Raw genomic sequence first — 22,107 nt, 5'->3', positions numbered from 1 at the left:
GATGACCACTAACAATAATTGCTGCTCGGGTTAGAATGACCACATGGATAATCTGCAGCGCACCATAATTAATACTTTAGGAACACAGCCCAGCATCGATGCGGCCGAAGAGGTTGCCCGACGCGTGGAGTTTTTGGTCGACTATCTTCGAACCACCGGCGCCGCAGGCTACGTCTTAGGCATTTCTGGGGGCCAGGATTCCACTTTGGCCGGCAAGCTTGCGCAAATGGCCGTCGATCAAGTTGAAGGCGCTGAGTTCTACGCCTTGCGCCTGCCGCATGGCGTGCAGATTGATGAAGAAGATGCGCAGATGGCCCTCGAGTTCATCCAGCCGGACCACAGCCTCACCATCAACATCGAAGGCGCTACTGCCTCACTCAATGACCAGGTCGCGCACAGTGTAGGTGGGCAAGATTTAGGCGATTTCAACCGCGGCAATATCAAGGCACGCTTACGCATGATTGCACAGTATGCCGTAGCTGGCGAAAAGAATCTGCTGGTCATCGGCACCGATCATGCTGCCGAGAATGTCACCGGCTTTTTCACCAAATGGGGCGATGGCGCAGCAGACCTTCTCCCATTGGAGGGACTCAATAAACGCCAGGGCGCACAAATGTTGCAGCAGCTTCAGGCCCCAGAGGACACCTGGCGCAAGGTTCCTACCGCGGATTTGGAAGACAACAAGCCAGGTTTGCCAGATGAGCAGGCACTTGGCGTAACTTACGCCCACATTGATGATTATTTAGAGGGCAAGCAGGTACCTCGTGAGGCCGCAGAGGTCATCGAAAAGCACTGGCGTCGTGGCGGGCACAAGCGCCATATGCCGGAAGGCCCGGTCAGCTTCGGCACCCTCTAATCCCCGTAACGTTGCACGACTTCCGCGGCGGCATCGGCTAGCGGGCGGTGATAAGCCGTGCCGTGAGTCATCGCATGCACAGCCAAGGGATGCAGCTGGTGCAGGGCAAAATCCACATCCGGGTTACCGTAGCCGGCAAGAATATCAACCAGGTGCGGGGTGCCAAAAAGCTCCAACATTGCAAGGTCGGTGTGTGGGTGCCCGCCGTGCGCCGCCGGGTCAATCATCACCACGCCATCAGTGCTAAAAAGCACATTGCCTGCCCACAGGTCGCCATGGATACGTGCAGGTGGCACATCGAATTCAGGCGCATCCGCATGCTTAACGATGCCCCCACACGCCTTTTCCACCAACTGTTCAATTTCCGGCTGAAGATGTGCCCGGCGCGCGAACGGCAGCACACGTTGCTCGGTGTAAAACTCCGCCCAGTTATCCCTCGGGGTGCATGATTGCTCAACGCGACCGATGTAGTTCTTCCCCGTCCAGCCTTCAGGCGGCGCGCCAAAGGCCTCTGCCCCGGCTTCATGGATGCCGCGCAAAATTCTGCCGAACTCAAATGCTGATTCTGGATCCGGGCGTACCGTTTCCACGCGCTGTTCCACAAGCGTTGTGCCGCTGACCTCCACGACCTTGACCACAGACTTTTCTGCTTCCGGCGTCGCGGCTGCCAACCACTTCAACCCCGCTGCTTCCGCGTGGGCTTGGTCAGGAGTATTCGTGGTTTTGGTAAAAGTTGCCATGAGATTTCGCCCCTCCTGTGCCTTTTACTTCTTTACGCGATAGATCATTTTCTGGATTCCGTTGGAATAGCGTGCGTGCTCTTCCAACTCCAGGTGCTGGGTGGGCAAGCTAGCACCACTAAACATCCGCTTTCCCGCACCCAGCAGCAGCGGAAATACCAGCAGGTAGTACTTATCAATGAGCCCTGCTTCCTGCAAAGCCCTCACCAACGTGGAACTTCCGTGGACCAGCAATGGGCCATCAAAGTCACGATCAAAGTCTGTGCGACTTTGGCCCTTCTTAAGGGCTTTCACATCATCGAGTGAGCGCAGGATTGTTGCTGGCCAACGCACATCATCGCCTTCTAGAGTCGTGGAGACCACAAACCGCGGCATGGTGTTGTAACCAGCGAATTCATCTCGGCTGGGCCAAATCGGCGCGAAGGCTTCATAGCTTTTACGCCCCAAGAGCAAAGCTCCCGCTTCCTCTTGCTCCGTGCCTTTTAACTCATAGGCAGCCGGGTCAAATTCCACATCGTTAAATGTCCATCCGGCATTGCGGTATCCGGTTTCGCCGCCTGGCGCTTCGATGACGCCATCGAGGCTGAGCATCTCGGTCACTATTATCTCCCGCATGCCACCCCAGGGTACCTGCGAAAGGAATCTCGAACAGCTCGTAATTTTCTAGACGAGGTTGAGCAATAAAATGTACATAGCTGTGCCCAGTCCAATACTGAGCAAATTGCGGCGGCCGAAAGCGAGGTGGGCGAAAATTGTCACGGCTACTGCCACGAGTGCTTTCCAGACATTGCCCAGATCGCCGCCGATACTGCTGCGAAATGTTGAAAGCGCCAGAGCCAACAAGATTCCAGCGGGCATCCACACCGACATGAGGTTGATCGCCTTCGCATTGCGCAGTGGCTTGAGCATCGCAAAAGACACCGCGCGCAGGGCGAAGGTAATACAGAATACGATGGCGAGCACCGCCAAGATATAGCTTGTCTCCGGCATTATTTTCCTTTCCTTGCCACGAACCCATAACGAACCGCGAGCAGCACGATAAATCCGATCATCCCGAAAAATAGTGCTTGTTCAGGAACCACAACAAAAGCAACAGCAAAGCTGGCACTGGCAAGTAATACCGAAGGAACTTGTTCTTTAGTCCGGCACGCATCTAGCGCTAGGGTTACGAACAAGGCACACAGCGCGAATTCCAGCCCCTCGATATTGCCGGGAATAACTCCCGCTAGGAGTACTCCGAGAATTCCGCCGCCGACCCAGTAGGTCTGGAAAGAAATCTGCAGCGCCAACAGGCGCCAGGAGGTCCAGCCCTTTCGTTCCGCTGCGGTGACGGCATAGGCTTCATCGGTAAGCGCATAGACCGAGTAGAACTTCGCGATGGGATTTCGCACCACGTGTAGGGGAAAAGTAAAGGCGTAAAAGACGTGCCGGAAGTTCACCAGCAAGGTGGTCAACGCGATGGCAGCCAGTGGGGTTGCCGCGACCATCATCCCCACGAGCAGCAGCTCCAAAGAACCTGCGAAACCAAAGATCGATAACGCAGGCGCTACCCACCAGGGCAGACCGGACTGCACCACTAAAACGCCAAATGCCACGCCTAGGGGAATCATGCCTAGCCCGGCAGCTAGGGATGCTTTCACGCCCTGGGTAACCTCGTGACGCCTGCTATTAGGCGGGGCCTGTGGGTGATTTTCGGTTTTTGTGAGAACTTCTCTATCCATACGGAATATTTTTGCAGGAAGGTCCAGAAATCCGATTGCGTACTTCGAAGATCTGAGGGCTCTTGTGCAATTATTCAGCAAAAGAAAACCGACCGCCGGATTCTTCAGATCCTTCAACGAAACGGAAGAATCCCCAATAACGAGTTAGCGGATGCGGTGCACCTGTCCCCCTCTTCGTGCTTGCGCCGCGTGCGCGCGCTGGAGGACGCCGGAATCATCAAGGGCTATGTTGCTTTATTGGATCCTGCGAAGATTGGCAAAGGGTTTACCGCTTATACCCGGGTGTGGTTAACAGGCCAAGATTTAGACACTGTGCAGCACTTCGTCGATGAAATCCAGCCGCTTCCTGAGGTCGTAGAGTGCCATCTCATGGCTGGTGAGTGCGATGTCATGCTGCGGATTGTCGCAGCTGACCTCGCGGCGTACCGGAAATTCCAGGTGGATCACCTCTCCCGCATCGACTGCGTGCGCAGCGTCAAAACTGAGATCCCCATGGAGCAAGCCAAACTGACCTCAGAACTCCCAATCTAAGCGCTAACGCGGTCACGCGTTAGCGTGGGCCCAAGTCGGAATCATCAGGGGTGCGCCGGACTCAGGGTCGGCGATGATTTTAGAATCCACGCCAAAGACCGTGCGCACTAGTTCTTCAGTGATCACGTCGGAAGGATTACCGGCGGCTACGACTTCCCCGTCTTTCATGGCGATGATGTGATCGGCATAGCGGGCAGCCTGGTTTAGGTCGTGCAAGACCGCTACCAAGGTATATTCGCGCTCACGGTTGAGCTTGCGGCACAATTCCAGCAGCTCAATCTGATAGCTGACATCCAAGAAGGTGGTCGGTTCATCGAGCAGCAAAATCGGGGTTTGCTGCGCTAACGCCACCGCCATCCAGACGCGTTGACGTTGGCCGCCGGAGAGTTCATCGACAAGCCGACCTGAGAGCTCCCTGATACCTGTGGCATCCATGGCCTCTTTGACTGCTTGTTCATCTTCCGGCGACCACGGCTTAAACAAACTCTGATGCGGGTAACGCCCACGAGATACCAAGTCAATGACCCGAATTCCGTCTGGCGCAACCGGACCTTGCGGCAGCAAACCAACCTCGCGCGCGACGTCTTTCGTCGGGCGCGAATGCAGCGACTGCCCATCCAGGCGAATCTGACCATCTTGCGGCGCAATCAACCGCGTCAAGCTCTTGAGCAACGTGGACTTACCGCAGGCATTGGGGCCGACGATAACGGTGAAACGACCATCGGGGATTTCTAAATCGACCCCGGGACAAATGACTTTGTCCGCGTATCCGAGCCGTGCGTTATCTACTAAAAGACGTGTCATTTACGTCGACCTTCTCTCATTAACAACCACAGGAAATACACGCCGCCGATGGATACGGTGACAATTCCAACTGGAAGTGGGGATTCAGGATCAATTCTTTGCGCTATCGTGTCCGCGAGGATCAACAAGAATGAGCCCACGGCTGCGGTGGGAGCCAGAGCCAGGCCATCCACGTGGACTAAGCGCCGGGCAATCTGTGGCGCGGCTAGTGCAATAAAGGAAATCGGGCCCGCGGTGGCGGTAGCTAGAGCAGTGAGGCCAATACCAGCAACCACGGCGAGAATCTGCACGAGGCGCACATTTTGCCCCAAGGCCACGGCGAAGGGAATGCCAATCTGCATCAGGCGCATAGGGCGTGCCAAAAATGCTGCCATCACGATGAATACCGCTGAGCCGACCACCGCAAGCAGGAGCGAATTCCAGGAGGTACCGGCCAAGTTTCCTGCACCCCACAGGCTGGCCATGATGGCATCTTCTACCGAGGCAGTCAGCAAAATCCACACGTTGAGCGATGCCAGCATAGCGCTGACCGCAATGCCGACGATGATCAGGCGCACGCCGCCAGCAAAGCCGCGCTTCGAGGCGAGGAAGAACACCACCAACGCGGTGGTGATTCCGCCGATGAGCGCGCCGATCAGGGTCTGGGTGGAACCGCCGCCGATAATCAACATGACGATTAAAGCACCGGTATAAGAACCTGTCTGAAAACCAATCACATCAGGCGAGCCCAGTGGGTTGGCTGTGAGGTTTTGAAAGATGGCGCCACTCATCGCCAGCGTCGCACCCAGCAAGATTGCCAGCAGTGTGCGCGGGGCGCGCCATTCCACCACGATCATGTTGGTGTAGGAATCACCGTTTCCGGTCAGCGCCGCGAAGGCTTCGGCGACGGTGATGGACGCGGAGCCATCGACAAGCGAAAATACGGCGATCACCGCAGTGGCCAGCCATAAGCCGACCGTGATGACTGCGGTGCGCGCGCCGATGAGCATAAACGGACGGTCCTTAGGACCAATGCGGAAGATTTTGCGCCCGAATTCCAGTTCCGAATCTGCCGTTGAGGTTGCTGTATTAACCACCAGTTACACCTCCGGGATGCGGTATTTGCGCACCATATAAATAAGCAGCGGGGCACCGACAAACGCTGTGACCACACCAACGGGTACTTCCCCGGACGTAATAACGCGGCCGATAACATCACTGACACCAAGCACGGCCGGGGCCAAGACTATGGAATAAGCCATAATCCAACCCTGATGCGGACCGACAATCATGCGCGATAAGTGCGGCGCCAACAAACCGATAAACCCAATAGGACCTGCTGCCGCGGTCGCACCGCCGGCAAGCAATGCGATAGCGATCAAGACCACTAGGCGTGTTCTTTGCGGATGCGCGCCCATGGCAACGGCTGCGGCCTCCCCAAGAGATAACACATCTAAAGCACGCGTACTGGCCACGGCAATGAGTAGGCCCACCACGATAAACGGCGTGATAGATAATGTGGCATCGAGTGGTTGCGATGCCGTTGTTCCAGCAGACCAGCCGCGCATGCGCTCTAGAACTTCTGAGTTAGTCAGCAGCACTGCGGAGGTAAACCCACCAAGAACTGCGCCAAGCGCGACTCCTGACAGCGTCATGCGAACAGGACTTCCGCGCATGGGGCCGGTATTGCCAATGGCAAAGACCGCCACCGAAGTAATAATGGCGCCTGCAAAAGACCACCACATGTAGTGCGAGATATCGGTGACTCCGAAAAAGGCCAAGCCGATAACCACCAGCAAAGACGCGCCAGCGTTGACACCTAAGATTCCGGGGTCTGTCATCGGGTTGCGGGTGACAGCTTGCATCAACCCACCAGCAACGCCCAGTGCACTTCCTGCTACTAGCACCAAGAAAGTGCGCGGAACCCGTGATTGCCACACCACCTGCGAGAGCGGATCAGCCGGGTCCGGATGCAACAAGAAATGCATGATTTCTGCCGGGGCAATACTGCGCGAGCCCACCATCATGCTGAGCATCAATGCACCTAAACAAATCACGACAAGGACTACCAGTCCTAAAAGCCGTGTCTGCGCGATTGGTCGTGCTGTATCTTGTCCTTTAATTATTGCCGGTGTCGGCTCTGTCGGCGCTGCTGGTGAAGACATTAAGGCCTAAGCCACCTTGTCGTAGGTTTCTACCTTGTCTGCCAAATCCTGCAACCAGTCCGCATAAGTACGGCTGGTCAAAGCACCCTTTGAAGACCAAGTACTGAGCTGATCTGCCTTTACTGCTGGCAGGTCATCCCACAGCTCCGCAGTAAATGGAGCCTCAGGATCGAAGTTCTCAACCAAGATGACATCTGCTGGATAGGTCGAAGCATCTTCCCATGCCACCTGTCCCCATGGGTTGCCTTCAGCTGGTGCATCTGGGCCGACGATGTTCGCGCCGAGCTCTTCTAGCAAGTCTGCCTGCGCGAAGCCTACGCCCGTGTACAGCATTTCCTTGGTTGGGCTGGCCAGCAAGAAATTGTAATCCTTGCCTTCCACCGCCTGGCTAAACGCTTCCTTCGCTGCTTCATAGTCTTCATCAGCGGCAACAATGTTCTCTGCTTCTACATCTGCGCCAAAGAAATCTGCGATCTCGCGGGTATCAGCGATCTTTTCATCAATCGAGCCTTCAGAAGGCAACGGCACAAATGGTGCCACGCGGGTCAGCTGCGCATTAACATCATCATCGAACCACGACCAGCCATCAGCATTGCCGTTGCCGATAATGGCATCCGGGCGTAGCTCTGCAAGCTTTTCCAGGTCGATTTCTGCATCTTGTCCAACAGTCTCGATACCTTCGATATCGGCATCGCCCATCAATGCTTCGTTATCGCACTCAAAACCAAACAGCGCGTCTGGCTCCAGCCCATACTCATGCAAGGAGCTATATGCATAGCAGTCCATGACTAGGGTCTCTGGGGGATTTTCAAAATCGATATTCAACCCCTCGATGCTGGGGTGCGAGAGAGTGAGCTGCTCACCGTTGGCAGCAGTTGAATCTTCCTGCGCGTTATCAGAATCAGATGTCGAGCACGCCGCAAGGACCATGGCTGCAGCTGCACCAAGAGCCACTAGTGCCGTCTTTTTCACGAGAGATTTCCTTTTGCTAGAGAACAGGTATCTATTACCACGGCAAAATATACACGGTGGCACGAGGATTGCCTAACCTTAATTAGGTATGACTTGCCAACCAAAAGACGTATAGCAAGCTGCCCACACCGTTACCAGTGCGAACAGTGAACACAATTAAGCAATTGCGTATAAACTCGAAATAAACCGTGTAAATACCTCGAGGCAAGGAGCTCCCATGGCTGATTCCAGCAATAACATTGTCAACCTTCGCGATTTAAGTGCCGAGTTGCTGGAAAAAGCAGCAACGGTCAAACATGGTCGCGCAACGCATTCTTTCCGGGCGGTACCAGGCGGTCATCTCACGCAGGTACTCCTGGCGCTCAAGGCCGGCAAGAGCCTGTCCGACCACGAAAATCCCGGTGAAGCGCTGCTGCATGTCCTGCAAGGCACAGTCCAGGTCACGGTTGGCGAAGACGCGATTGAGGTGAAAGAGGATGAGCACGCCGTGGTTCCTCAACAACGCCACGGGCTAGTGGCCGTGGAAGACTCCGCGGTCTTGCTGACTGTCGTGCGTGATCTCTCCTGACTTAAATTCCAACTAAGCCCTGCTTACGCACGTAGCATGGCGAATATGACCCACGCGGTCGACTTCGGAGCCGACCGCCCATTGTAAGTAATGAGGAGGATGGCATGAGTACCCCAGAAAATATTGTCATTATTGGTGGTGGCCTGGCAGGAGCCAAGACCGCCGAAGCGCTACGTGAGAAAGAATTCGCGGGCTCGATTACGCTCATCGGGGCGGAGGATCATCTGCCCTATGAGCGCCCACCACTGTCCAAGGAATACCTCGCCGGCAAGGGCTCTTTTGATGACGCAATCGTAAAACCAGCCGATTGGTATGAGGAAAATAATGTCACGCTGAAGCAGGGCGTTCGCGCAACCAAGGTTGATGCCGCAAACCATCAGGTCACCTTAGATGATGATTCGGTACTTGACTACGACAAGTTGGTATTGGCAACGGGTTCAACGGTGCGCAAGCTCCCTATCCCGGGCGCAGATGCCGACAACGTCTATTACCTGCGCACTGTCGAGGATTCAGATGCCATTCGCGCTACCTTCGGCGACAATAAAAAGCTGGCAATTATCGGCGGCGGCTGGATTGGCTTAGAGGTCGCATCGGCGGCGCGCGGGGCAGGTACCGCGGTTACGGTTCTGGAAGGCGCAAAGCTTCCGCTGCTACGGATCCTCGGCGACAAGGTCGCGCAGGTCTTCGCCGACTTGCACACCTCCAATGACGTCGATCTGCGCACGGAAGTAAAAGTCCAAGACATCGTGACCGAAGGTGGCCGCGCTGTGGGAGTTCGCCTTGAAGACGGCACGATTATTGAGGCAGACAATGTTGTCATCGGCGTCGGTGTTGCCCCGGCAGTCGACCTCGCCGAGGCAGCAGGTTTAGAGGTCGACAACGGCGTGCTTGTCGATGCCTCCCTACGCACCAGCGATCCAGACATCTTTGCGGTCGGCGATATCGCTAACCACGACCACCCAGTCTTAGGACACCGCATCCGCGTGGAACACTGGGCGACAGCTCTTAACCAGCCGGCAACCGCGGCGGCGGCCGCATTGGGCGAAGATGTGCAGTACACCAACTTGCCTTATTTCTTTACCGACCAATTCGACTTGGGCTGCGAATACGTTGGTCACGCTACCGGTTCAGAAGAGCAGGTCTATATCCGTGGCGACCTTGAAAAGCGCGAGTTCGTTGCGTTTTGGGTCAATGATGACAACCAAATCCTCGCCGCGATGAACGTCAATGTGTGGGATGTCCCCGATGAGGTCAAGCCACTCATTGCCGAAGGCAAGAAGATCGATCCGGACAAGCTCGTCGATCCGAACGTGGCTTATTCCGACCTCTGACCCGCTTATCCGGCCCTAGAAACCGGTGCCTGTGGATAACTTTGCCCGTTGCGTGATGTGTCAACGTAGTTATCCACAGGTTTTTGGCCTTGCCCTAGCGCGGGCCTGCGTTTGCGTTTTAGTGTCGAAGGCATGGATAAATACGAAGAATTTATGGCTCTCACCAGCCAAGCAATAGGCATCTTAAGAGACATGTCTAAACGCTCGCCATACGACATGGTAAGCGATGGCATGGCTCGCAAGACTGCAAAAAGTTTCACCTCGCTGGCCGATGTTCTTTTCGGCCCCACCGATTCACCGCGGCTGCAACGCGAATCGGTAGCTCTTGCCGAAGAGCGGGGGTTAAACCTTGAGTACTTAGAGATGGTGGAAAAGCACGCCAAGAAGTTGAAAAAGCGCGGTGCCGCCTGGCGCTTGCGTGCTGAACTTATCGCGTTTGAGGGCACCTTCGAAGAAGTCGAAGTCTACGCCAAAAAGCGCGTTATGGAAGAAGGCGGCGACACACCCAAACAGCGCGGTGTACGCCTAGGTCGCGTTGTAGAGGGCCTACGAACTATCAGCATCACCGATACCCAACGAAAAATTACCGACCTCGAGAAAACTCTCGACGCCACTATTACCAACCACAACCAGCCGCGCTCCGAAGCATTGCTCGAGCCTTTCTGGGATTTAGTGGAAGGTGATGGCACCGGGCTTATCAAGCCGGAGTACCGCACGGTCATTGCTATTGGACTGGAGGACTTTGCCAAAGTCTCTTGTGGTGCCGGCGACGAGGTCATCATCGGCCTTTCCGATGGCACCACCATGACCGGCGCCGAGTTCATCAACGCCGCGATGGAAGGTGCGCTCGGCGATAAGCTCTATGTCGGTCTTTTCCACCCCACCGCCGGGCCTGTGAATCTCTACGAAGCCCGCTTCGCATCCGAGAAGCTACGAACTTTAGCCATGGCGGAGAATCTCGTCTGCCCCTGGCCGGACTGTAATGTCCCGGCTGATAGGTGCCAGGTTCACCATATCGACGCTCACAAACACGGCGGGCATACCAAACCCTCCAACCTGACCATGTTATGCAAGTACCACAACGGTGTGAATTATGATGACGGTCCAGCTTCGCCGAGCCGGAAGAAACGAGGCAAACCGAGTCGCGGGAGAATGCGACGCCACCGCGGCAAGGTCCGCCTGCACACCCCAGGCGGGAAGCTTGTGGGCAACACGCATGACTTGAGCAGCATGGGGGCGATGGATCTGATTTAAGCCCACAGCTGAAGGGAGCTAACAGGCGCTAATCAGAGCTAACTAGTCAAACAGGCTGGTTAGCCAATTCGTCGATCCTTTTTCAAAAAGCCGAGCACATTTACCTGGGGCTATTTTTGGTCGCGACGATAGCTACCGCATTCAGGTGGTCACGGTAGGTGTTGAACGTCCGGCGCATCTGCAAAACGCGTTTACGTGCGTCTGGGTTAAGCAGCAGGTTCTTTACAAAGCGCAGCGCTCCTACAAGCCCCTCGTCGGCGATGATGCGACGTGGCTGCAAAAGTGCCATCGGCGCGGTCTCAACTTTGATGACCTGGAAACCATTTGCCTCTAGCACTGCAGTCCACTCAGTCAGCGTCAGCGGGCGCGCATTTACCTTAATCGCGCGAGCTAGTCCTTTGCGGATCTCAGTTTTGACATCTAAGGATAAATCTCCCGGAACAAGCCCCAGTTCATGAATGGCGTATCTACCGCCAGGGCGCAGAATTCGGGCAGCCTCAGCGACGATGGCGTTCTTGGTCTTCTCCCCTTGCATCGTCAGCATGGCCTCGCCGATGACGAGGTCCGCGGACTCCTCACCCAGACCCGTCTCGGCAGCATCGGCTTCCACCAGCTGCGCAGCGGAGCCCACAACCCGGCGCACGGCAGCAACCGCATCCGGATCACTGTCCACGCCGGTATAGCTCGCGGGGCCAAGTTCCAGAATTGACGCCGCCGTGCGCCCCAGGCCCGGCGCGAGTTCGACCACATCAACGTTGGGAACTCCAGCTAGACCAAGCAACCTTTCGGTAAGCTCGCGCCCGCCTGGGCGCAGCACTCGTTTCCCCAATTTGGCCAATAGCCAATGCCCCTGCATGTCCTCATCTGCTCGAGATGTACCCGGTAGCTGTTCACTCATGATGTCCTCCGCGACAATAAAAGGCCACTAACGCCGGACAATGAGAGCCTTTCCGGCTAGCAACACACTGATAACCAGAGGCTAACAAACTTTAGTTGTATATAGAAGAGCCTAATGACTTAATCCACATTGTGACGCGAACCATTGACAGTCTTTCAATAAAGGAGCCTAATTAAGGTAAGCCTAACTTAACTAGCAGATAGGATTGCAATGACCGAATCACAACAACTCGCCGCCTTCGTGGAAGCTGCCACACTAGACGGAGCAAGTCCCGAAGCCGTTGAGCAATTGAAAATCAGGGTGCTAGACACCGTGGGAGTTGCTATCGGCGCACTCGATGCCGAACCAATAGTCGCCATCCGAGAACTTCTGGAGGATCTCGGCGGAACGCAACAGGCAACGCTTATCGGCGGCGGCAAGACCACCCCAGAGCGTGCCGCATTCTTCAACAGCGCACTAAGCCGCTACCTCGATTTCATGGACGCCTACTTGGCAAAGGGCGAAACCAACCACCCTTCCGATAACTTCGGCGCGGTACTCGCGGCGGCCGAAAGCGTTGGTGCTTCCGGCAAGCAGCTTCTCACTGCGTTTGCCGTGGCCTACCAAGTGCACACTCGGCTTTCCGATGTCGCACCCGTTCGCGCCAAAGGCCTCGACCACACCACCCAGGGTGCGTTCGCCGCGGGTGCATCGGCAGCCAAGGCGCTGGGTTTGCCAGCCGAGCAGATTGCCAACGCCCTAGCCATCGCCGGTACCGCGAATGTCGCACTACGCGTAACCCGCACGGGCAACCTCAGCCACTGGAAAGGCCTTGCCTACCCGCATGTTTCCAAGGAAGGAACGTGGGCAGCGCTACTCGCCAGCCGTGGCATTACAGGCCCCGAGGAAGTCTTCGAGGGCAACAAGGGTTTCAAGGACTCTGTGTCCGGGCCTTTCGAAATCGACTGGTCGAAAGAAGACCTCGAAAGCGTTAAGCGCACCATCATTAAAAAGCACAACGCGGAAATTCACTCGCAGTCAGCTCTCGATGCAGCCTTAGACATCCGCGCGCAGGAAGGCTTCAAGTCAGAAGATATCGACAAGATTCGCCTGACTACTTTTGATGTCGCCTACTCCATTATCGGCGGTGGTGAAGAAGGCGATAAGCAGCTGATTCGCACCAAGGAAGAAGCCGACCACTCCCTGCCGTGGATGCTTGCGGTCGTGCTTCTCGATGGCCAGCTCAATCCTGAGCAGTACGAGCCCTCGCGCATAGTTGCCGATGACGTACAAAGCCTGATGAAGAAGGTTGAGATTACTCCCTCGGATGAATTCTCCGACCGCTTCCCGGATCATATGCCCGCTGAGCTTGAGGTCACGCTAAACGATGGCTCCGTGTTCACCGCATCCCAAGACAGCTACCTCGGTTTCCACGACAATCCCCTGGATTGGGAGAACGCACGCAAGAAATTCGACGCCCTCGTTACTCCGTTTACAGGCGAGGAGCTGCGCGAAGAAATCGCCACTATCATCCACGAACTCGATACCCGCCAAGTTTCCGAACTGACCGAAGCCCTGGCCAAAGTATCCCCCACCCGCGGCTCGGCAGCATAACCTGCCTCGCCGTCCAACCCCCTTTTTTTGAAAGGATCCCATCATGGGCAATGCAGTACCCCACAACGTATCTTTTAACTTCGTTCCCCGCGCCTACCGTCCAGAAAAGCCACGCACCTTCGGCATGACTGAAATTCGTGCACCGTACTACTCCACCTTCGGCACGCGTCACCTCCAGGATGTCTTTGACGTCGCTGGCCAGTGGGTCGATGGCATCAAATGGGCCGGCGGTTCTTTCGCGCTTGTGCCCACTGAACAAGTCCGCGCCTTTAGCGATATCGCACACGAGAACAACGCTTATGTTTCCTCCGGCGGCTGGATTGAAACCGTGCTGCGCTACGGCGATGATGCGGTGGACCACTACCTCAAAGAAGCCAAGGAAGTCGGCTTCGATGTTATTGAGATTTCTACCGGCTTCATCATGCTCAACACCTCCGGCCTGCAGCGCCTCGTTGAAAAGGTGGTCAAGGCAGGTCTCAAGGCAAAACCTGAGCTGGGCCTACAGATTGGTTCTGGTGGTGACTCCGGCGAAGCCGAGCTCGCCGCCGAAGGTAAAAAGGACATCGGCGACTTAGTTGACCGCGGCAAGAAGGCCCTCGATGCCGGCGCTTCCATCATCATGATTGAATCCGAAGGTATTACCGAAAATGTCACCGAGTGGGATACCGGCGCTGCCGCTTCCATCATCAACGGACTCGGCCTGGAAAACGTCATGTTCGAAGCCGCCGATGGCCCGGTCTTTGAGTGGTACGTCAAAAACTACGGCAACGAGTGCAACCTATTCGTTGACCACAGCCAAATCTTGCAGCTCGAAGGGCTGCGCCAAAACATCTGGGGCAATAAGAGCACCTGGGGACGAGTAATTAACCCCGCACCTTAAAAAGCTAAGCCCTTTTGCCTCAGATAACCCCGAAAGTGAATTCATCTCACTTTCACGCTAACCCCTCTTTGCTGACGATGAGCACGTTCCGTTGTCAGAGAGGGGAAACGCGTTTTCGCCCCCGGCACGAGAAAACCCGTTGACCTGTGTCAACGGGTTTATTTGGTGGAGCTAACGGGATTCGAACCCGTGACCCCCACACTGCCAGTGTGGTGCGCTACCAGCTGCGCCATAGCCCCGAGCGCTTAAATTTAAGCACTACGTACCTGATTAGGCACTTGTTATAAGATACACCGCCAGCGAAGAGTTATCCAAATCGCTGGCGGCGTTCAGCGGTGTTCACATGCTTAGGCGTTGTCTACTGCGTAGGCAACCCAGTTGTTGAGCTCGCCCTCAGGGATATCTTCACCGTCGATGATTACGCGTGGCGAAGAAACCGAACCGGTCTGCTCTTCCAGCAGGTTGTAGTTCGCGGTAGCGATTTCCTGGCCGGTAGAAATCTCAGAGTTCTTAATCTCATCTACTACCTCGGAAGAAGCGCCTGCATCGGCTGCAGCATTTGCTACGTCTTCAGCGGACCAGTTGTTGTAAACCTTCTGCTGGTCAGCCATCAAGGTCTTGTGTACGTTCCACCAAGCCTTAGCCTCGCCTGCTTCAGCCAATGGGGTCACAGCTGCAACCGTCATGGTGGAGTGGCCTTCATTGGTGGTTGGGTCCTGGCCATCCAGGAAGTTGAGTTGGCGGATGTTGACGATCAAATCGCCCGCCTCAACCGCATTTTTCATGTCTTCCCCGGTAGCTACCGACAGGTCGGAGCAGTGAGGGCAGGAGAAGTCTTCGTAGAGATCTACTTCCGGGGTATCTGCGGTTGCGTTATCAGAAGCCAGAACTACGGCATTATCTTCAAAGGAAACGTTAAAGGCTACGTCTTCAATCTCGGCGCCGCGGCTACGCTGCCCGTTGACCACGATGTAGATGATAACTACTGCGACAATAACAAGCAGAGCTACAATGCCCCACAGGAAACCGGCGCCGCTCTTCTTATTCGGATCTGTTACCTTGACAGGTTTTGCCATAAGTCTTCTCCAACTTTCTGGAACTAATTTTGGAAATTATTTTCGCACCTAAATGCTACTTTAAAGCCCCTTGATGAGCCTTATTAAATGATGCAACTCACGGTTTAAGGGTAAATTGCGAGCTTCTTAAACGGACGGAAGATAGTCCAGCCGGATAGGAAGATATAGAAGAAGTCACGCAGGATCGTCATTGCGTAATTCATTGGGCCATCGGCAGCCGAAGGGTCTGCTTCAAAGCAACCGCAATCAATATTGAGACCGCGCAACCAGGCTTGTGCAATGCCGATGACAAACAGCGAAAGAACAATGATTGCGATCTTGTTTGCTGGTTTCAAAAACAGCCCGAGCAACAGCAAGACGCCACCCATGATCTCTAAAGGACCGATGAGCAGCGCTAAAAAATTGGACCATTCGCCGGTGAAAATATCATAATTGCGGATGGACATCGCAACCGTGGCGTGTTGGTTCAGCTTGGATAAACCAGCTGTAATCCAGATATAAGCCATATAAAAGCGCGCGAAAGCACTCACGCAGTCCAGCAGGAACGCCTTGTTAAGATATTTCACCCCTGACACCTTAGTCGGTTGACGCGTCCGCTAAAACCCGCGCCACGAGACTTTGAGCTTCTTCCTGCACTTTTATCAGGTGATTTTCATCAACAAAGGATTCTGCGTAAATCTTGTACTTATCCTCAGTGCCCGATGGCCGCGCCGCAAACCACGCATTGTCGGTGGTGACCTTTAATCCGCCAATGGCCGCGCTGTTGCCTTCTGCTTGAGTCAGCTTCGCGGTAATGGGCTCACCGGCAAGTTCCGTGGCCGAAATCTGTTCCGGCGACAGTGCTTTCAAGATGGCCTTTTGCTGACGGTTAGCTGGTGCATCCGTGCGTGCATAAACGGGCGCGCCGAATTCATCGGCAAGCTCTGCGTATCGTTGCGATGGGCTCTTTCCCGTCACCGCGATGATTTCTGCCGCCAAAAGGTTCAAGATGATGCCGTCTTTATCGGTGGTCCACACGGAGCCATCGAAACGCAAGAAAGACGCCCCGGCAGATTCCTCACCGCCGAAGCCAATGCTGCCATCACTCAGACCATCCACAAACCATTTGAATCCAACGGGAACTTCCACCAGGTCCTTGCCCAAAGCTTCAACCACGCGGTCAATCATCGAGGAGGACACCAAGGTCTTACCGACACCAGCATTGCCCCACTTGTCACGGTGGCTAAAGAGGTAGTCAATCGCAACCGCCAAATAGTGATTAGGGTTCATCAAGCCGACATCAGGGGTAACAATGCCGTGCCGGTCAGCATCAGCATCATTGCCGGTCGCCAAATCAAAGCTCGTCCGGTTATCAATCAACGAGGCCATCGCGTGCGGGGATGAACAATCCATGCGAATCTTGCCGTCGGTATCTAGGGTCATGAAACGAAAAGTCGCATCAACTTCCGGGTTCACCACAGTCAGGTTGAGGCCATAGTGCTTTGCGATGGCACCCCAGTAGTCCACGCTCGCCCCACCCATCGGATCCGCGCCAATGGAAATCTCGGACTTAGCAATTGCCTCCATGTCAATCACCGAGCCAAGGTCTGCCACGTAGTTATTCAGATAATCCCACGCGACGCAGCGGCTATCGAGCACACCGTCTACTGAGATGCGCTTGACCCCTGCCAGGTCTTGGCGCAAATAGTCATTCGCGCGCGCAGCAATCCAGTCGGTAGCATCCGCATCTGCTGGTCCGCCTGAAGGCGGGTTGTATTTGAATCCGCCATCACGCGGTGGGTTGTGCGACGGGGTAATGACAATGCCGTCGGTTCCCGGATTGGTCAAAATCGCATGGGAGACAGCTGGAGTTGGCGTATAACGGCCATTATTATCCACGCGTACTTCCAAGTCATTGGCCAACAGCACTTCAAGGGCGGAGACCATCGCTGGTTCTGAGAGCGCGTGCGTATCCCGACCAATAAAAATAGCGCCCTTGGTACCCTGCGCAGCGCGGTAATCCACGATAGCTTGGGTAATCGCCAAGATATGGTCTTCATTAAACGCGCAGTCCAAGGAACTACCACGGTGGCCCGAAGTTCCAAAAGCTACCGCCTGATCAGGGTCATCGACCTGCGGTTTGCGCGTGTAATACGCGCTCACCAGACTTGCGATATCAATGAGATCACTTGGTTTTGCTAATTGCCCTGCACGCTCATGCGCCATGGTTGCTCCTTAGTAGAAGTTCGTCTCCTACTAGTATTCCCTGTTCGGTCCGTCTTTGCAGTGCATCGGCATCAACCGGGTTTAGAATTGCGAGCATGAAAGAAGCACTCATCGTCGGCGCTGGGGCTGTCTTCGGCGCCTTTGCGCGCTGGGGTCTTAGCGTGGGGCTTGGTTCTCTCACGGCAGCAGCAGCGTGGCCGCATGCCGAGATTTGGCCCTTGCTGTTGATTAACTTCGTGGGCTCTGCCCTGTTGGGGTATTTCCAGCCGGGGCTTTTCTGGGGCAAAGGGGTGCTGGGTGGATTCACCAGCTTTTCTACTTTCGCCACTGCTACGGTTGCGATGACCGCCTGGGGTGCGCTCGGCCACGTCACGCTTACGGTTGCAGGGTGCATCGCAAGCTATGTGCTTGGCGACGCCATCCGCACCCACCGCATGCGCCGCACCGCGGACGGCCTCGAGGGAGAGCACAATGCTTGATACCGTTGTGCTCCTCGTAGCGTTTGGCGCAGCAGCTTTCATCGGCGGAACACTGCGTGGTCTTTTGGCCCAGTGGTTTCCGATTTATGTTGGTACCTTCGTGGCCAATATTTTGGCTGCTTTCGCTGCCGGCATGGCCATCGGCTTTTCGATGGCTCTCGACGATACCGGCGCAGCCAATTTCTTACAGCCGGTTATCGCCATGGGTTTCGCTGGAGCTTTATCGACGTGGTCAACGCTTGCCTCCGAGCTTGCCTCCCTGATCAAAACCAAGAAGTGGCGCAAGCTCGCTATGTATCTGGGGCTAACCCTCGCACTCGGGCTCATCTTTGCCCACCGCGGCATCGTGTGGGCGCTGCGAATCTATAATGCTTAATCCGCGATGGCTTCGAGCGGCGGTGTATTCGCCGCGCGTACTGATGGCCAAATAGCGGCCACCACGCCAACCACGGCGGATGCAACCAACATGATGGCCAGCTGTGCCCATGGAACAACGGCGTTTTCTAGGCCGGTATCGGCAAGCACTTCGATAAATGCCCAGCCCAGGCCAAGACCAATCAGCATGCCCATGACCGCGCCGAAGACCGCAATTTGTACGGCTTCTAATGTAATCATGGTGCGGACCTGGCGACGTTGGGTACCCACCGCGCGCAGCATACCGATTTCCTGGCGGCGTTCAATTACCCCCAAGGTCAAAGTGTTAACAATTCCCAGGATGGCGATAATAACGGCCAGTGCCAGCAAGGCGTAGAGAATCGAGAGCATCTGGTTGACCAAGTCAGCAGCCTGGCCCGCGTATTCCTCACCAGTCATCACCTGGATGATGATGAGTTCCTTCATAGATTCTTCTAAGTTGGTGCGCAGCTGAGTCAGGTCATAGCTTTCCTCAGCGTTGACGCCAACGAAAAGCAGTTGCGCAGCACCAGAAGGAATAAGGTCCTCAAAAGCCGACTTCGAGACGGCAAATCCTTCAACAAGGGGGTTCGGCTCGTAGATACCGATGAGTTCGACTTCACCAGTTTCCACCGGATTCATTGGCGACGACAGCTCATAGGATTCGCCGACTTCCCAGCCATTGGCTTCAGCCACGGTGCGATTGGCAATGAATCCCGGATTGGCTTCCAAATCCATGGAGCCTTCCACTACATCAAAGGTCACCATTGATTCGGGGTTACCTTCAATGAAGTTTGTCATCTGAAATTGCGGGCCGTAGTCGAGCGCGGCTTTGGCATCGATAAGCACTGGCGTCATGCCGACCGCAACGGTACTTTCCACGCCCTCTGTCTCGCGCGCCAATTCAGGCGTGTTCCCCGGGGCCGGGAAAGAACCATCCGTTGGTCCACTCAAGATGTAATCCGCTGACACATTATCTTCCATGAGATCTGCAATGGAAGAATTCATAGTCGCGCCAAGCATGCCAATCGCGGTCACCAGGGCAAGGCCCAGGGTGAGGGCAAAAGCCGTGGCCGATGTACGGCGTGGGTTACGCTGCGAGTTCGTGGCGGCCAATGCTCCAACTGCACCAAAAGGTGCACCGATGAGCTTGCCAAAAAGTGGAACAATTGGAAGGCTCAACGCTGGGCCAGCCATGAAAAAGCCCACGATAACGCCTAATGCTCCCACACCAACCAACGATGCACGGTTGCCCGTGGTGCCATCTGTCCACAAGGCTCCCCAGATTGCGAAGGCAATGCCTGCGCCCAGGATGATAAGGCCAATGATGGTGCGGACCTTCAACGAACTACCTGCGGCGGATTCTGTGGTGCGCATGGCTTCGACTGGCTCTACTGCGCCTGCACGCCGAGCTGGTGCCCATGCCGAAATAACCGTCACGATGGTGCCGAGGATGATTGGCACCACCACGGCGTTGACCGTGAGCCCCAGCCCACTGCCCATTGGTAAGTCTTGGGAACTAAGTGCCAGTTTAATAATGGCGACTAGGCCCATGCCGGCGACGACGCCGACTGCTGAGCCAATAATGCCGACGATGACTGATTCGGTAACCACCGAACGTGTAATTTGCCCGCGGGAGGCGCCCAATGCACGCAACAAAGCGAATTCTTTGGTGCGCTGGGCAACGATCATTGAGAAGGTATTAGCAATGATGAAAGTGCCTACCAACAGTGCAATCAGACCGAAGGCGATGAGGAAGTAGTTAATAAACTGCATGCCTTCCGAAATCGCCTTGGTGATTTCTTCGGCAAGCTTCTCACCGGATTCAGCAGAGACCTCGTATTCGTTGTTGAGGTGTTCAACCAGCGCGTCTGGGGTCACATTCTCAGCTGCAGAGACCGTCAGCGAACTTACGGATCCAGTAGATGTGAAACGTTCCAGGTAGCCGTCTTCAGCCATGAGCAGGCTAATCGATGACCCCATGCTCACCGGTGGTTCATAGATACCGGAGACTTCTACATTGACGTGCTCGCTCGGGGTGACTGCGATAAGTTTATCGCCAATAGCGATGCCATATTCATCAACCGCATCTTGGTTGATAACTACTTCATCAGGACCTTCAGGCGCATTGCCCTCTGTCATTGTGTAGGGCTCACCGACGTGTTCATCTTCAGGATAAAACGGGCCCAAGGAGGAGGCGCCGCCCCCGGTTTGAAAAGCTTCGGAATCTGCATCAGCAACAACCACTGTTTGGCTGCCGCCGACGTTGACCGAGCCAACCTCTGGGTCCGCGGCAATAGCTTCACGGGTTTCAGCAGAAATGCCCTGGCCTTCATTGACAGGACTAACGGCTGCATCCACGCCGTCGAAAGATGATGAGATGGCAGAGTCGAAAGTATCCGACAATGTCTTAGTGAACATGAAGGAACCGGCGATAAACGAGGTTCCTAAGACGACGGCCAAGACAGTCAGGGCGAGTCTGAGTTTATGTGCCAAAATATTGCGCAACGATACCTTGCGCATGGTTTTACCGCTAGACATTAGCTCTCAATCTCCGCCATTACCTTGTGGATTTCTTCCATCGTGGGATCCTGCAATTCGTTGACGAACTTGCCATCCGATAGAAAGACCACGCGGTCCGCATAGGCAGCTGCCTTGGCGTCGTGAGTAACAATGACCACGGTCTGATTATCTTTATCGACCGCGGTGCGCAGAATGTCTAGGACCTCGCGCGATGAGTTCGAATCCAAGTTACCGGTCGGTTCATCACCAAAGATGATTTCTGGACGTGACACGAGCGCGCGAGCACAGGCAACGCGCTGCTGCTGACCACCGGACAGCTCGGCTGGGCGGTGCTTGAGTCGATTCTTGATGCCTAGTCGAGTGGTGACTTCATCAAACCACTCACGGTCTACTTTCTTGCCGGCGATATCAGTTGGCAAGGTGATATTTTCTTCTGCCGTCAGCGTTGGCACCAAGTTAAAAGATTGGAAGATGAAGCCCAGGCGATCACGACGGATAGCAGTGGTTTCTTTGTCATTGAGACGCGATAAATCCGTATCACCAATGAAAGCCCCACCTGAAGATGCCCGGTCCAGGCCTGCCATCGTGTGCATCAACGTGGATTTACCAGAGCCTGATGGCCCCATAATCGCTGTGAACTGGTTGCGTGCGAATTCAATATTGATGTGGTCTAGTGCAACTACTGCGGTTTCCCCTTCACCGTATTGCTTGTGAAGCTCAACAGCGCGGGCAGCAGCCACCACCGTGTCGGTGGACTTCCCAGTCTCTGCTTCAGGGTAATCAGTGGGCTGGTTACTCATATATAAATTGCTTTCTTTTTAACTTCTAAGGGCCCACGTCTAGGGCCAGTGCCGAGCGTCTTTCGACATTTACCCTTGTAAATCTACCGGACGGCACCTGGTGGCGATATCAGGGAGTACCCCTATTTCTGCAGCGATGTTGGCATTTACAGAAAGGCCGTAGGAATTGCACCTAAAAACGACAAATAGGTTGTAAAACGGAGAAAAGACCCGTGAAGAGAGGTTGTCTCTTCACGGGTCCTTATCGTATTCGGTTGTGTTTTGTTTTATGTCGGCGGTAACTTACTCTCCCACACCCTCCCGGGTGCAGTACCATCAGCGCGGGCAGGCTTAGCTTCC

The 22,107-nt window shown here is 55.1% G+C and carries 23 protein-coding genes and 1 tRNA gene; 9 read left to right on the top strand and 15 right to left on the bottom strand.

What is annotated here, in order from left to right; genetic code table 11:
* Window positions 1-43 precede the first annotated feature (43 nt).
* A complete protein-coding gene (gene nadE / locus C5Y44_RS11555; protein WP_105325076.1) occupies window positions 44-856 on the top strand; it encodes an ammonia-dependent NAD(+) synthetase in 813 nt (270 codons plus the stop codon).
* Here the strand turns inward: nadE and C5Y44_RS11550 are convergent.
* Genes C5Y44_RS11550 through C5Y44_RS11535 form a run of 4 tightly spaced genes read right to left on the bottom strand, consistent with a single transcriptional unit; the run spans window position 853 to window position 3,236 of the window.
* Window positions 853-1,596: a fructosamine kinase family protein gene (locus C5Y44_RS11550; RefSeq protein WP_105325075.1), complete on the bottom strand. Its 744-nt coding sequence runs from the start codon at window positions 1,594-1,596 to the stop codon at window positions 853-855. The genes nadE and C5Y44_RS11550 overlap by 4 nt on opposite strands.
* A 24-nt stretch (window positions 1,597-1,620) precedes the next feature.
* Window positions 1,621-2,211, bottom strand: a complete 591-nt coding sequence (locus C5Y44_RS11545) for a dihydrofolate reductase family protein (protein ID WP_105325074.1) — start codon at window positions 2,209-2,211, stop codon at window positions 1,621-1,623.
* A 48-nt stretch (window positions 2,212-2,259) separates the two neighbouring features.
* The gene (locus C5Y44_RS11540) at window positions 2,260-2,586 is read right to left on the bottom strand and encodes a branched-chain amino acid transporter permease (RefSeq protein ID WP_105325073.1); all 327 of its coding nucleotides are present in this window, start codon (window positions 2,584-2,586) and stop codon (window positions 2,260-2,262) included.
* Window positions 2,586-3,236, bottom strand: a complete 651-nt coding sequence (locus C5Y44_RS11535) for an AzlC family ABC transporter permease (protein WP_304481687.1) — start codon at window positions 3,234-3,236, stop codon at window positions 2,586-2,588. Before C5Y44_RS11535 ends, C5Y44_RS11540 begins: the two co-directional genes overlap by 1 nt.
* Before the next feature lie 150 nt (window positions 3,237-3,386).
* Between C5Y44_RS11535 and C5Y44_RS11530 the strand changes: the two genes are divergently transcribed.
* Complete coding sequence (locus tag C5Y44_RS11530; protein WP_369831093.1) at window positions 3,387-3,848, top strand: Lrp/AsnC family transcriptional regulator; 462 nt, start codon at window positions 3,387-3,389, stop codon at window positions 3,846-3,848.
* A gap of 12 nt (window positions 3,849-3,860) precedes the next feature.
* Here C5Y44_RS11530 and C5Y44_RS11525 read toward each other — a convergent pair whose 3' ends face one another.
* From C5Y44_RS11525 to C5Y44_RS11510, 4 genes are read right to left on the bottom strand one after another with little or no spacing between them, the layout of a single operon-like run.
* Complete coding sequence (locus C5Y44_RS11525) at window positions 3,861-4,652, bottom strand: ABC transporter ATP-binding protein (protein WP_105325071.1); 792 nt, start codon at window positions 4,650-4,652, stop codon at window positions 3,861-3,863.
* A complete protein-coding gene (locus tag C5Y44_RS11520) occupies window positions 4,649-5,728 on the bottom strand; it encodes an iron chelate uptake ABC transporter family permease subunit (RefSeq protein WP_105325070.1) in 1,080 nt (359 codons plus the stop codon). Before C5Y44_RS11520 ends, C5Y44_RS11525 begins: the two co-directional genes overlap by 4 nt.
* A 3-nt stretch (window positions 5,729-5,731) precedes the next feature.
* Window positions 5,732-6,796 (bottom strand): iron ABC transporter permease, encoded by a 1,065-nt coding sequence (locus C5Y44_RS11515; protein ID WP_105325069.1) that lies wholly within the window; start codon window positions 6,794-6,796, stop codon window positions 5,732-5,734.
* Window positions 6,797-6,802: 6 nt separating this feature from the next.
* Window positions 6,803-7,768: an ABC transporter substrate-binding protein gene (locus C5Y44_RS11510; protein WP_105325068.1), complete on the bottom strand. Its 966-nt coding sequence runs from the start codon at window positions 7,766-7,768 to the stop codon at window positions 6,803-6,805.
* 217 nt (window positions 7,769-7,985) lie between these two features.
* On the opposite strand from C5Y44_RS11510, the gene C5Y44_RS11505 reads away from it, so the two are divergent.
* From C5Y44_RS11505 to C5Y44_RS11495, 3 genes are all read left to right on the top strand, one after another.
* Window positions 7,986-8,336 carry a cupin domain-containing protein gene (locus C5Y44_RS11505; RefSeq protein ID WP_075723484.1) on the top strand — a complete coding sequence of 117 codons (351 nt, stop codon included), beginning with the start codon at window positions 7,986-7,988 and terminating at the stop codon, window positions 8,334-8,336.
* A gap of 104 nt (window positions 8,337-8,440) precedes the next feature.
* Window positions 8,441-9,667, top strand: coding sequence for an NAD(P)/FAD-dependent oxidoreductase (locus C5Y44_RS11500; protein WP_105325067.1), 1,227 nt, complete (start codon window positions 8,441-8,443; stop codon window positions 9,665-9,667).
* Window positions 9,668-9,799: 132 nt separating this feature from the next.
* Window positions 9,800-10,921 carry an HNH endonuclease signature motif containing protein gene (locus C5Y44_RS11495; protein WP_105325066.1) on the top strand — a complete coding sequence of 374 codons (1,122 nt, stop codon included), beginning with the start codon at window positions 9,800-9,802 and terminating at the stop codon, window positions 10,919-10,921.
* 100 nt (window positions 10,922-11,021) lie between these two features.
* Here the strand turns inward: C5Y44_RS11495 and C5Y44_RS11490 are convergent, their stop codons facing one another.
* Window positions 11,022-11,819, bottom strand: a complete 798-nt coding sequence (locus C5Y44_RS11490) for a class I SAM-dependent methyltransferase (protein ID WP_105325065.1) — start codon at window positions 11,817-11,819, stop codon at window positions 11,022-11,024.
* Between the two features lie 210 nt (window positions 11,820-12,029).
* Here C5Y44_RS11490 and C5Y44_RS11485 point away from each other — a divergent pair, with 210 nt between their 5' ends.
* Window positions 12,030-13,412, top strand: coding sequence for an MmgE/PrpD family protein (locus C5Y44_RS11485; protein ID WP_105325064.1), 1,383 nt, complete (start codon window positions 12,030-12,032; stop codon window positions 13,410-13,412).
* Window positions 13,413-13,455: 43 nt separating this feature from the next.
* Window positions 13,456-14,292 (top strand): phosphosulfolactate synthase, encoded by an 837-nt coding sequence (locus C5Y44_RS11480; RefSeq protein WP_105325063.1) that lies wholly within the window; start codon window positions 13,456-13,458, stop codon window positions 14,290-14,292.
* Between the two features lie 163 nt (window positions 14,293-14,455).
* Here C5Y44_RS11480 and C5Y44_RS11475 read toward each other — a convergent pair.
* The 4 genes from C5Y44_RS11475 to pgm all read right to left on the bottom strand — a co-directional run bounded on the left by C5Y44_RS11475 (window position 14,456) and on the right by pgm (window position 17,573).
* Window positions 14,456-14,531 (bottom strand) — tRNA-Ala (locus C5Y44_RS11475).
* A gap of 108 nt (window positions 14,532-14,639) precedes the next feature.
* The gene (locus tag C5Y44_RS11470) at window positions 14,640-15,368 is read right to left on the bottom strand and encodes a thioredoxin domain-containing protein (RefSeq protein WP_105325062.1); all 729 of its coding nucleotides are present in this window, start codon (window positions 15,366-15,368) and stop codon (window positions 14,640-14,642) included.
* A gap of 104 nt (window positions 15,369-15,472) precedes the next feature.
* Window positions 15,473-15,934, bottom strand: a complete 462-nt coding sequence (locus C5Y44_RS11465) for a MauE/DoxX family redox-associated membrane protein (protein ID WP_066796106.1) — start codon at window positions 15,932-15,934, stop codon at window positions 15,473-15,475.
* Window positions 15,935-15,944: 10 nt separating this feature from the next.
* Entirely contained in the window at window positions 15,945-17,573 is a 1,629-nt protein-coding gene (gene pgm / locus C5Y44_RS11460) for a phosphoglucomutase (alpha-D-glucose-1,6-bisphosphate-dependent) (RefSeq protein ID WP_105325061.1), read from the bottom strand.
* Window positions 17,574-17,668: 95 nt separating this feature from the next.
* Here pgm and C5Y44_RS11455 point away from each other — a divergent pair, with 95 nt between their 5' ends.
* Window positions 17,669-18,052 carry a CrcB family protein gene (locus C5Y44_RS11455; protein ID WP_105325060.1) on the top strand — a complete coding sequence of 128 codons (384 nt, stop codon included), beginning with the start codon at window positions 17,669-17,671 and terminating at the stop codon, window positions 18,050-18,052.
* Window positions 18,045-18,428 (top strand): CrcB family protein, encoded by a 384-nt coding sequence (locus C5Y44_RS11450; RefSeq protein ID WP_105325059.1) that lies wholly within the window; start codon window positions 18,045-18,047, stop codon window positions 18,426-18,428. Before C5Y44_RS11455 ends, C5Y44_RS11450 begins: the two co-directional genes overlap by 8 nt.
* Here the strand turns inward: C5Y44_RS11450 and C5Y44_RS11445 are convergent.
* Together C5Y44_RS11445 and C5Y44_RS11440 are read right to left on the bottom strand one after the other, a co-directional pair.
* The gene (locus C5Y44_RS11445) at window positions 18,425-20,986 is read right to left on the bottom strand and encodes an ABC transporter permease (RefSeq protein ID WP_105325058.1); all 2,562 of its coding nucleotides are present in this window, start codon (window positions 20,984-20,986) and stop codon (window positions 18,425-18,427) included. The two genes, C5Y44_RS11450 and C5Y44_RS11445, sit on opposite strands and share 4 nt — an antisense overlap.
* Window positions 20,986-21,768 carry an ABC transporter ATP-binding protein gene (locus C5Y44_RS11440; protein ID WP_105325057.1) on the bottom strand — a complete coding sequence of 261 codons (783 nt, stop codon included), beginning with the start codon at window positions 21,766-21,768 and terminating at the stop codon, window positions 20,986-20,988. Before C5Y44_RS11440 ends, C5Y44_RS11445 begins: the two co-directional genes overlap by 1 nt.
* Between the last annotated feature and the right edge of the window lie 339 nt (window positions 21,769-22,107).

Origin of the sequence: Corynebacterium sp. J010B-136 (assembly GCF_002967075.1) — a bacterium.
Lineage (GTDB): Bacteria > Actinomycetota > Actinomycetes > Mycobacteriales > Mycobacteriaceae > Corynebacterium.
Note: the sequence above shows the minus strand (reverse complement) of the source record. Positions and strands in the feature narration are given on the sequence as shown.

Excerpts from the sequence above, each read along its gene's own strand:
- C5Y44_RS11540 (WP_105325073.1), bottom strand. The coding sequence starts at position 2,586 with ATGCCGGAGACAAGCTATATCTTGGCGGTGCTCGCCATCGTATTCTGT.
- C5Y44_RS11445 (WP_105325058.1), bottom strand. The coding sequence starts at position 20,986 with ATGTCTAGCGGTAAAACCATGCGCAAGGTATCGTTGCGCAATATTTTG.
- C5Y44_RS11525 (WP_105325071.1), bottom strand. The coding sequence starts at position 4,652 with ATGACACGTCTTTTAGTAGATAACGCACGGCTCGGATACGCGGACAAA.
- C5Y44_RS11485 (WP_105325064.1), top strand. The coding sequence starts at position 12,030 with ATGACCGAATCACAACAACTCGCCGCCTTCGTGGAAGCTGCCACACTA.
- C5Y44_RS11515 (WP_105325069.1), bottom strand. The coding sequence starts at position 6,796 with ATGTCTTCACCAGCAGCGCCGACAGAGCCGACACCGGCAATAATTAAA.
- pgm (WP_105325061.1), bottom strand. The coding sequence starts at position 17,573 with ATGGCGCATGAGCGTGCAGGGCAATTAGCAAAACCAAGTGATCTCATT.
- C5Y44_RS11470 (WP_105325062.1), bottom strand. The coding sequence starts at position 15,368 with ATGGCAAAACCTGTCAAGGTAACAGATCCGAATAAGAAGAGCGGCGCC.
- C5Y44_RS11440 (WP_105325057.1), bottom strand. The coding sequence starts at position 21,768 with ATGAGTAACCAGCCCACTGATTACCCTGAAGCAGAGACTGGGAAGTCC.
- C5Y44_RS11480 (WP_105325063.1), top strand. The coding sequence starts at position 13,456 with ATGGGCAATGCAGTACCCCACAACGTATCTTTTAACTTCGTTCCCCGC.
- C5Y44_RS11505 (WP_075723484.1), top strand. The coding sequence starts at position 7,986 with ATGGCTGATTCCAGCAATAACATTGTCAACCTTCGCGATTTAAGTGCC.
- C5Y44_RS11450 (WP_105325059.1), top strand. The coding sequence starts at position 18,045 with ATGCTTGATACCGTTGTGCTCCTCGTAGCGTTTGGCGCAGCAGCTTTC.
- C5Y44_RS11500 (WP_105325067.1), top strand. The coding sequence starts at position 8,441 with ATGAGTACCCCAGAAAATATTGTCATTATTGGTGGTGGCCTGGCAGGA.
- C5Y44_RS11455 (WP_105325060.1), top strand. The coding sequence starts at position 17,669 with ATGAAAGAAGCACTCATCGTCGGCGCTGGGGCTGTCTTCGGCGCCTTT.
- C5Y44_RS11545 (WP_105325074.1), bottom strand. The coding sequence starts at position 2,211 with ATGCGGGAGATAATAGTGACCGAGATGCTCAGCCTCGATGGCGTCATC.
- nadE (WP_105325076.1), top strand. The coding sequence starts at position 44 with ATGGATAATCTGCAGCGCACCATAATTAATACTTTAGGAACACAGCCC.
- C5Y44_RS11550 (WP_105325075.1), bottom strand. The coding sequence starts at position 1,596 with ATGGCAACTTTTACCAAAACCACGAATACTCCTGACCAAGCCCACGCG.
- C5Y44_RS11495 (WP_105325066.1), top strand. The coding sequence starts at position 9,800 with ATGGATAAATACGAAGAATTTATGGCTCTCACCAGCCAAGCAATAGGC.
- C5Y44_RS11490 (WP_105325065.1), bottom strand. The coding sequence starts at position 11,819 with ATGAGTGAACAGCTACCGGGTACATCTCGAGCAGATGAGGACATGCAG.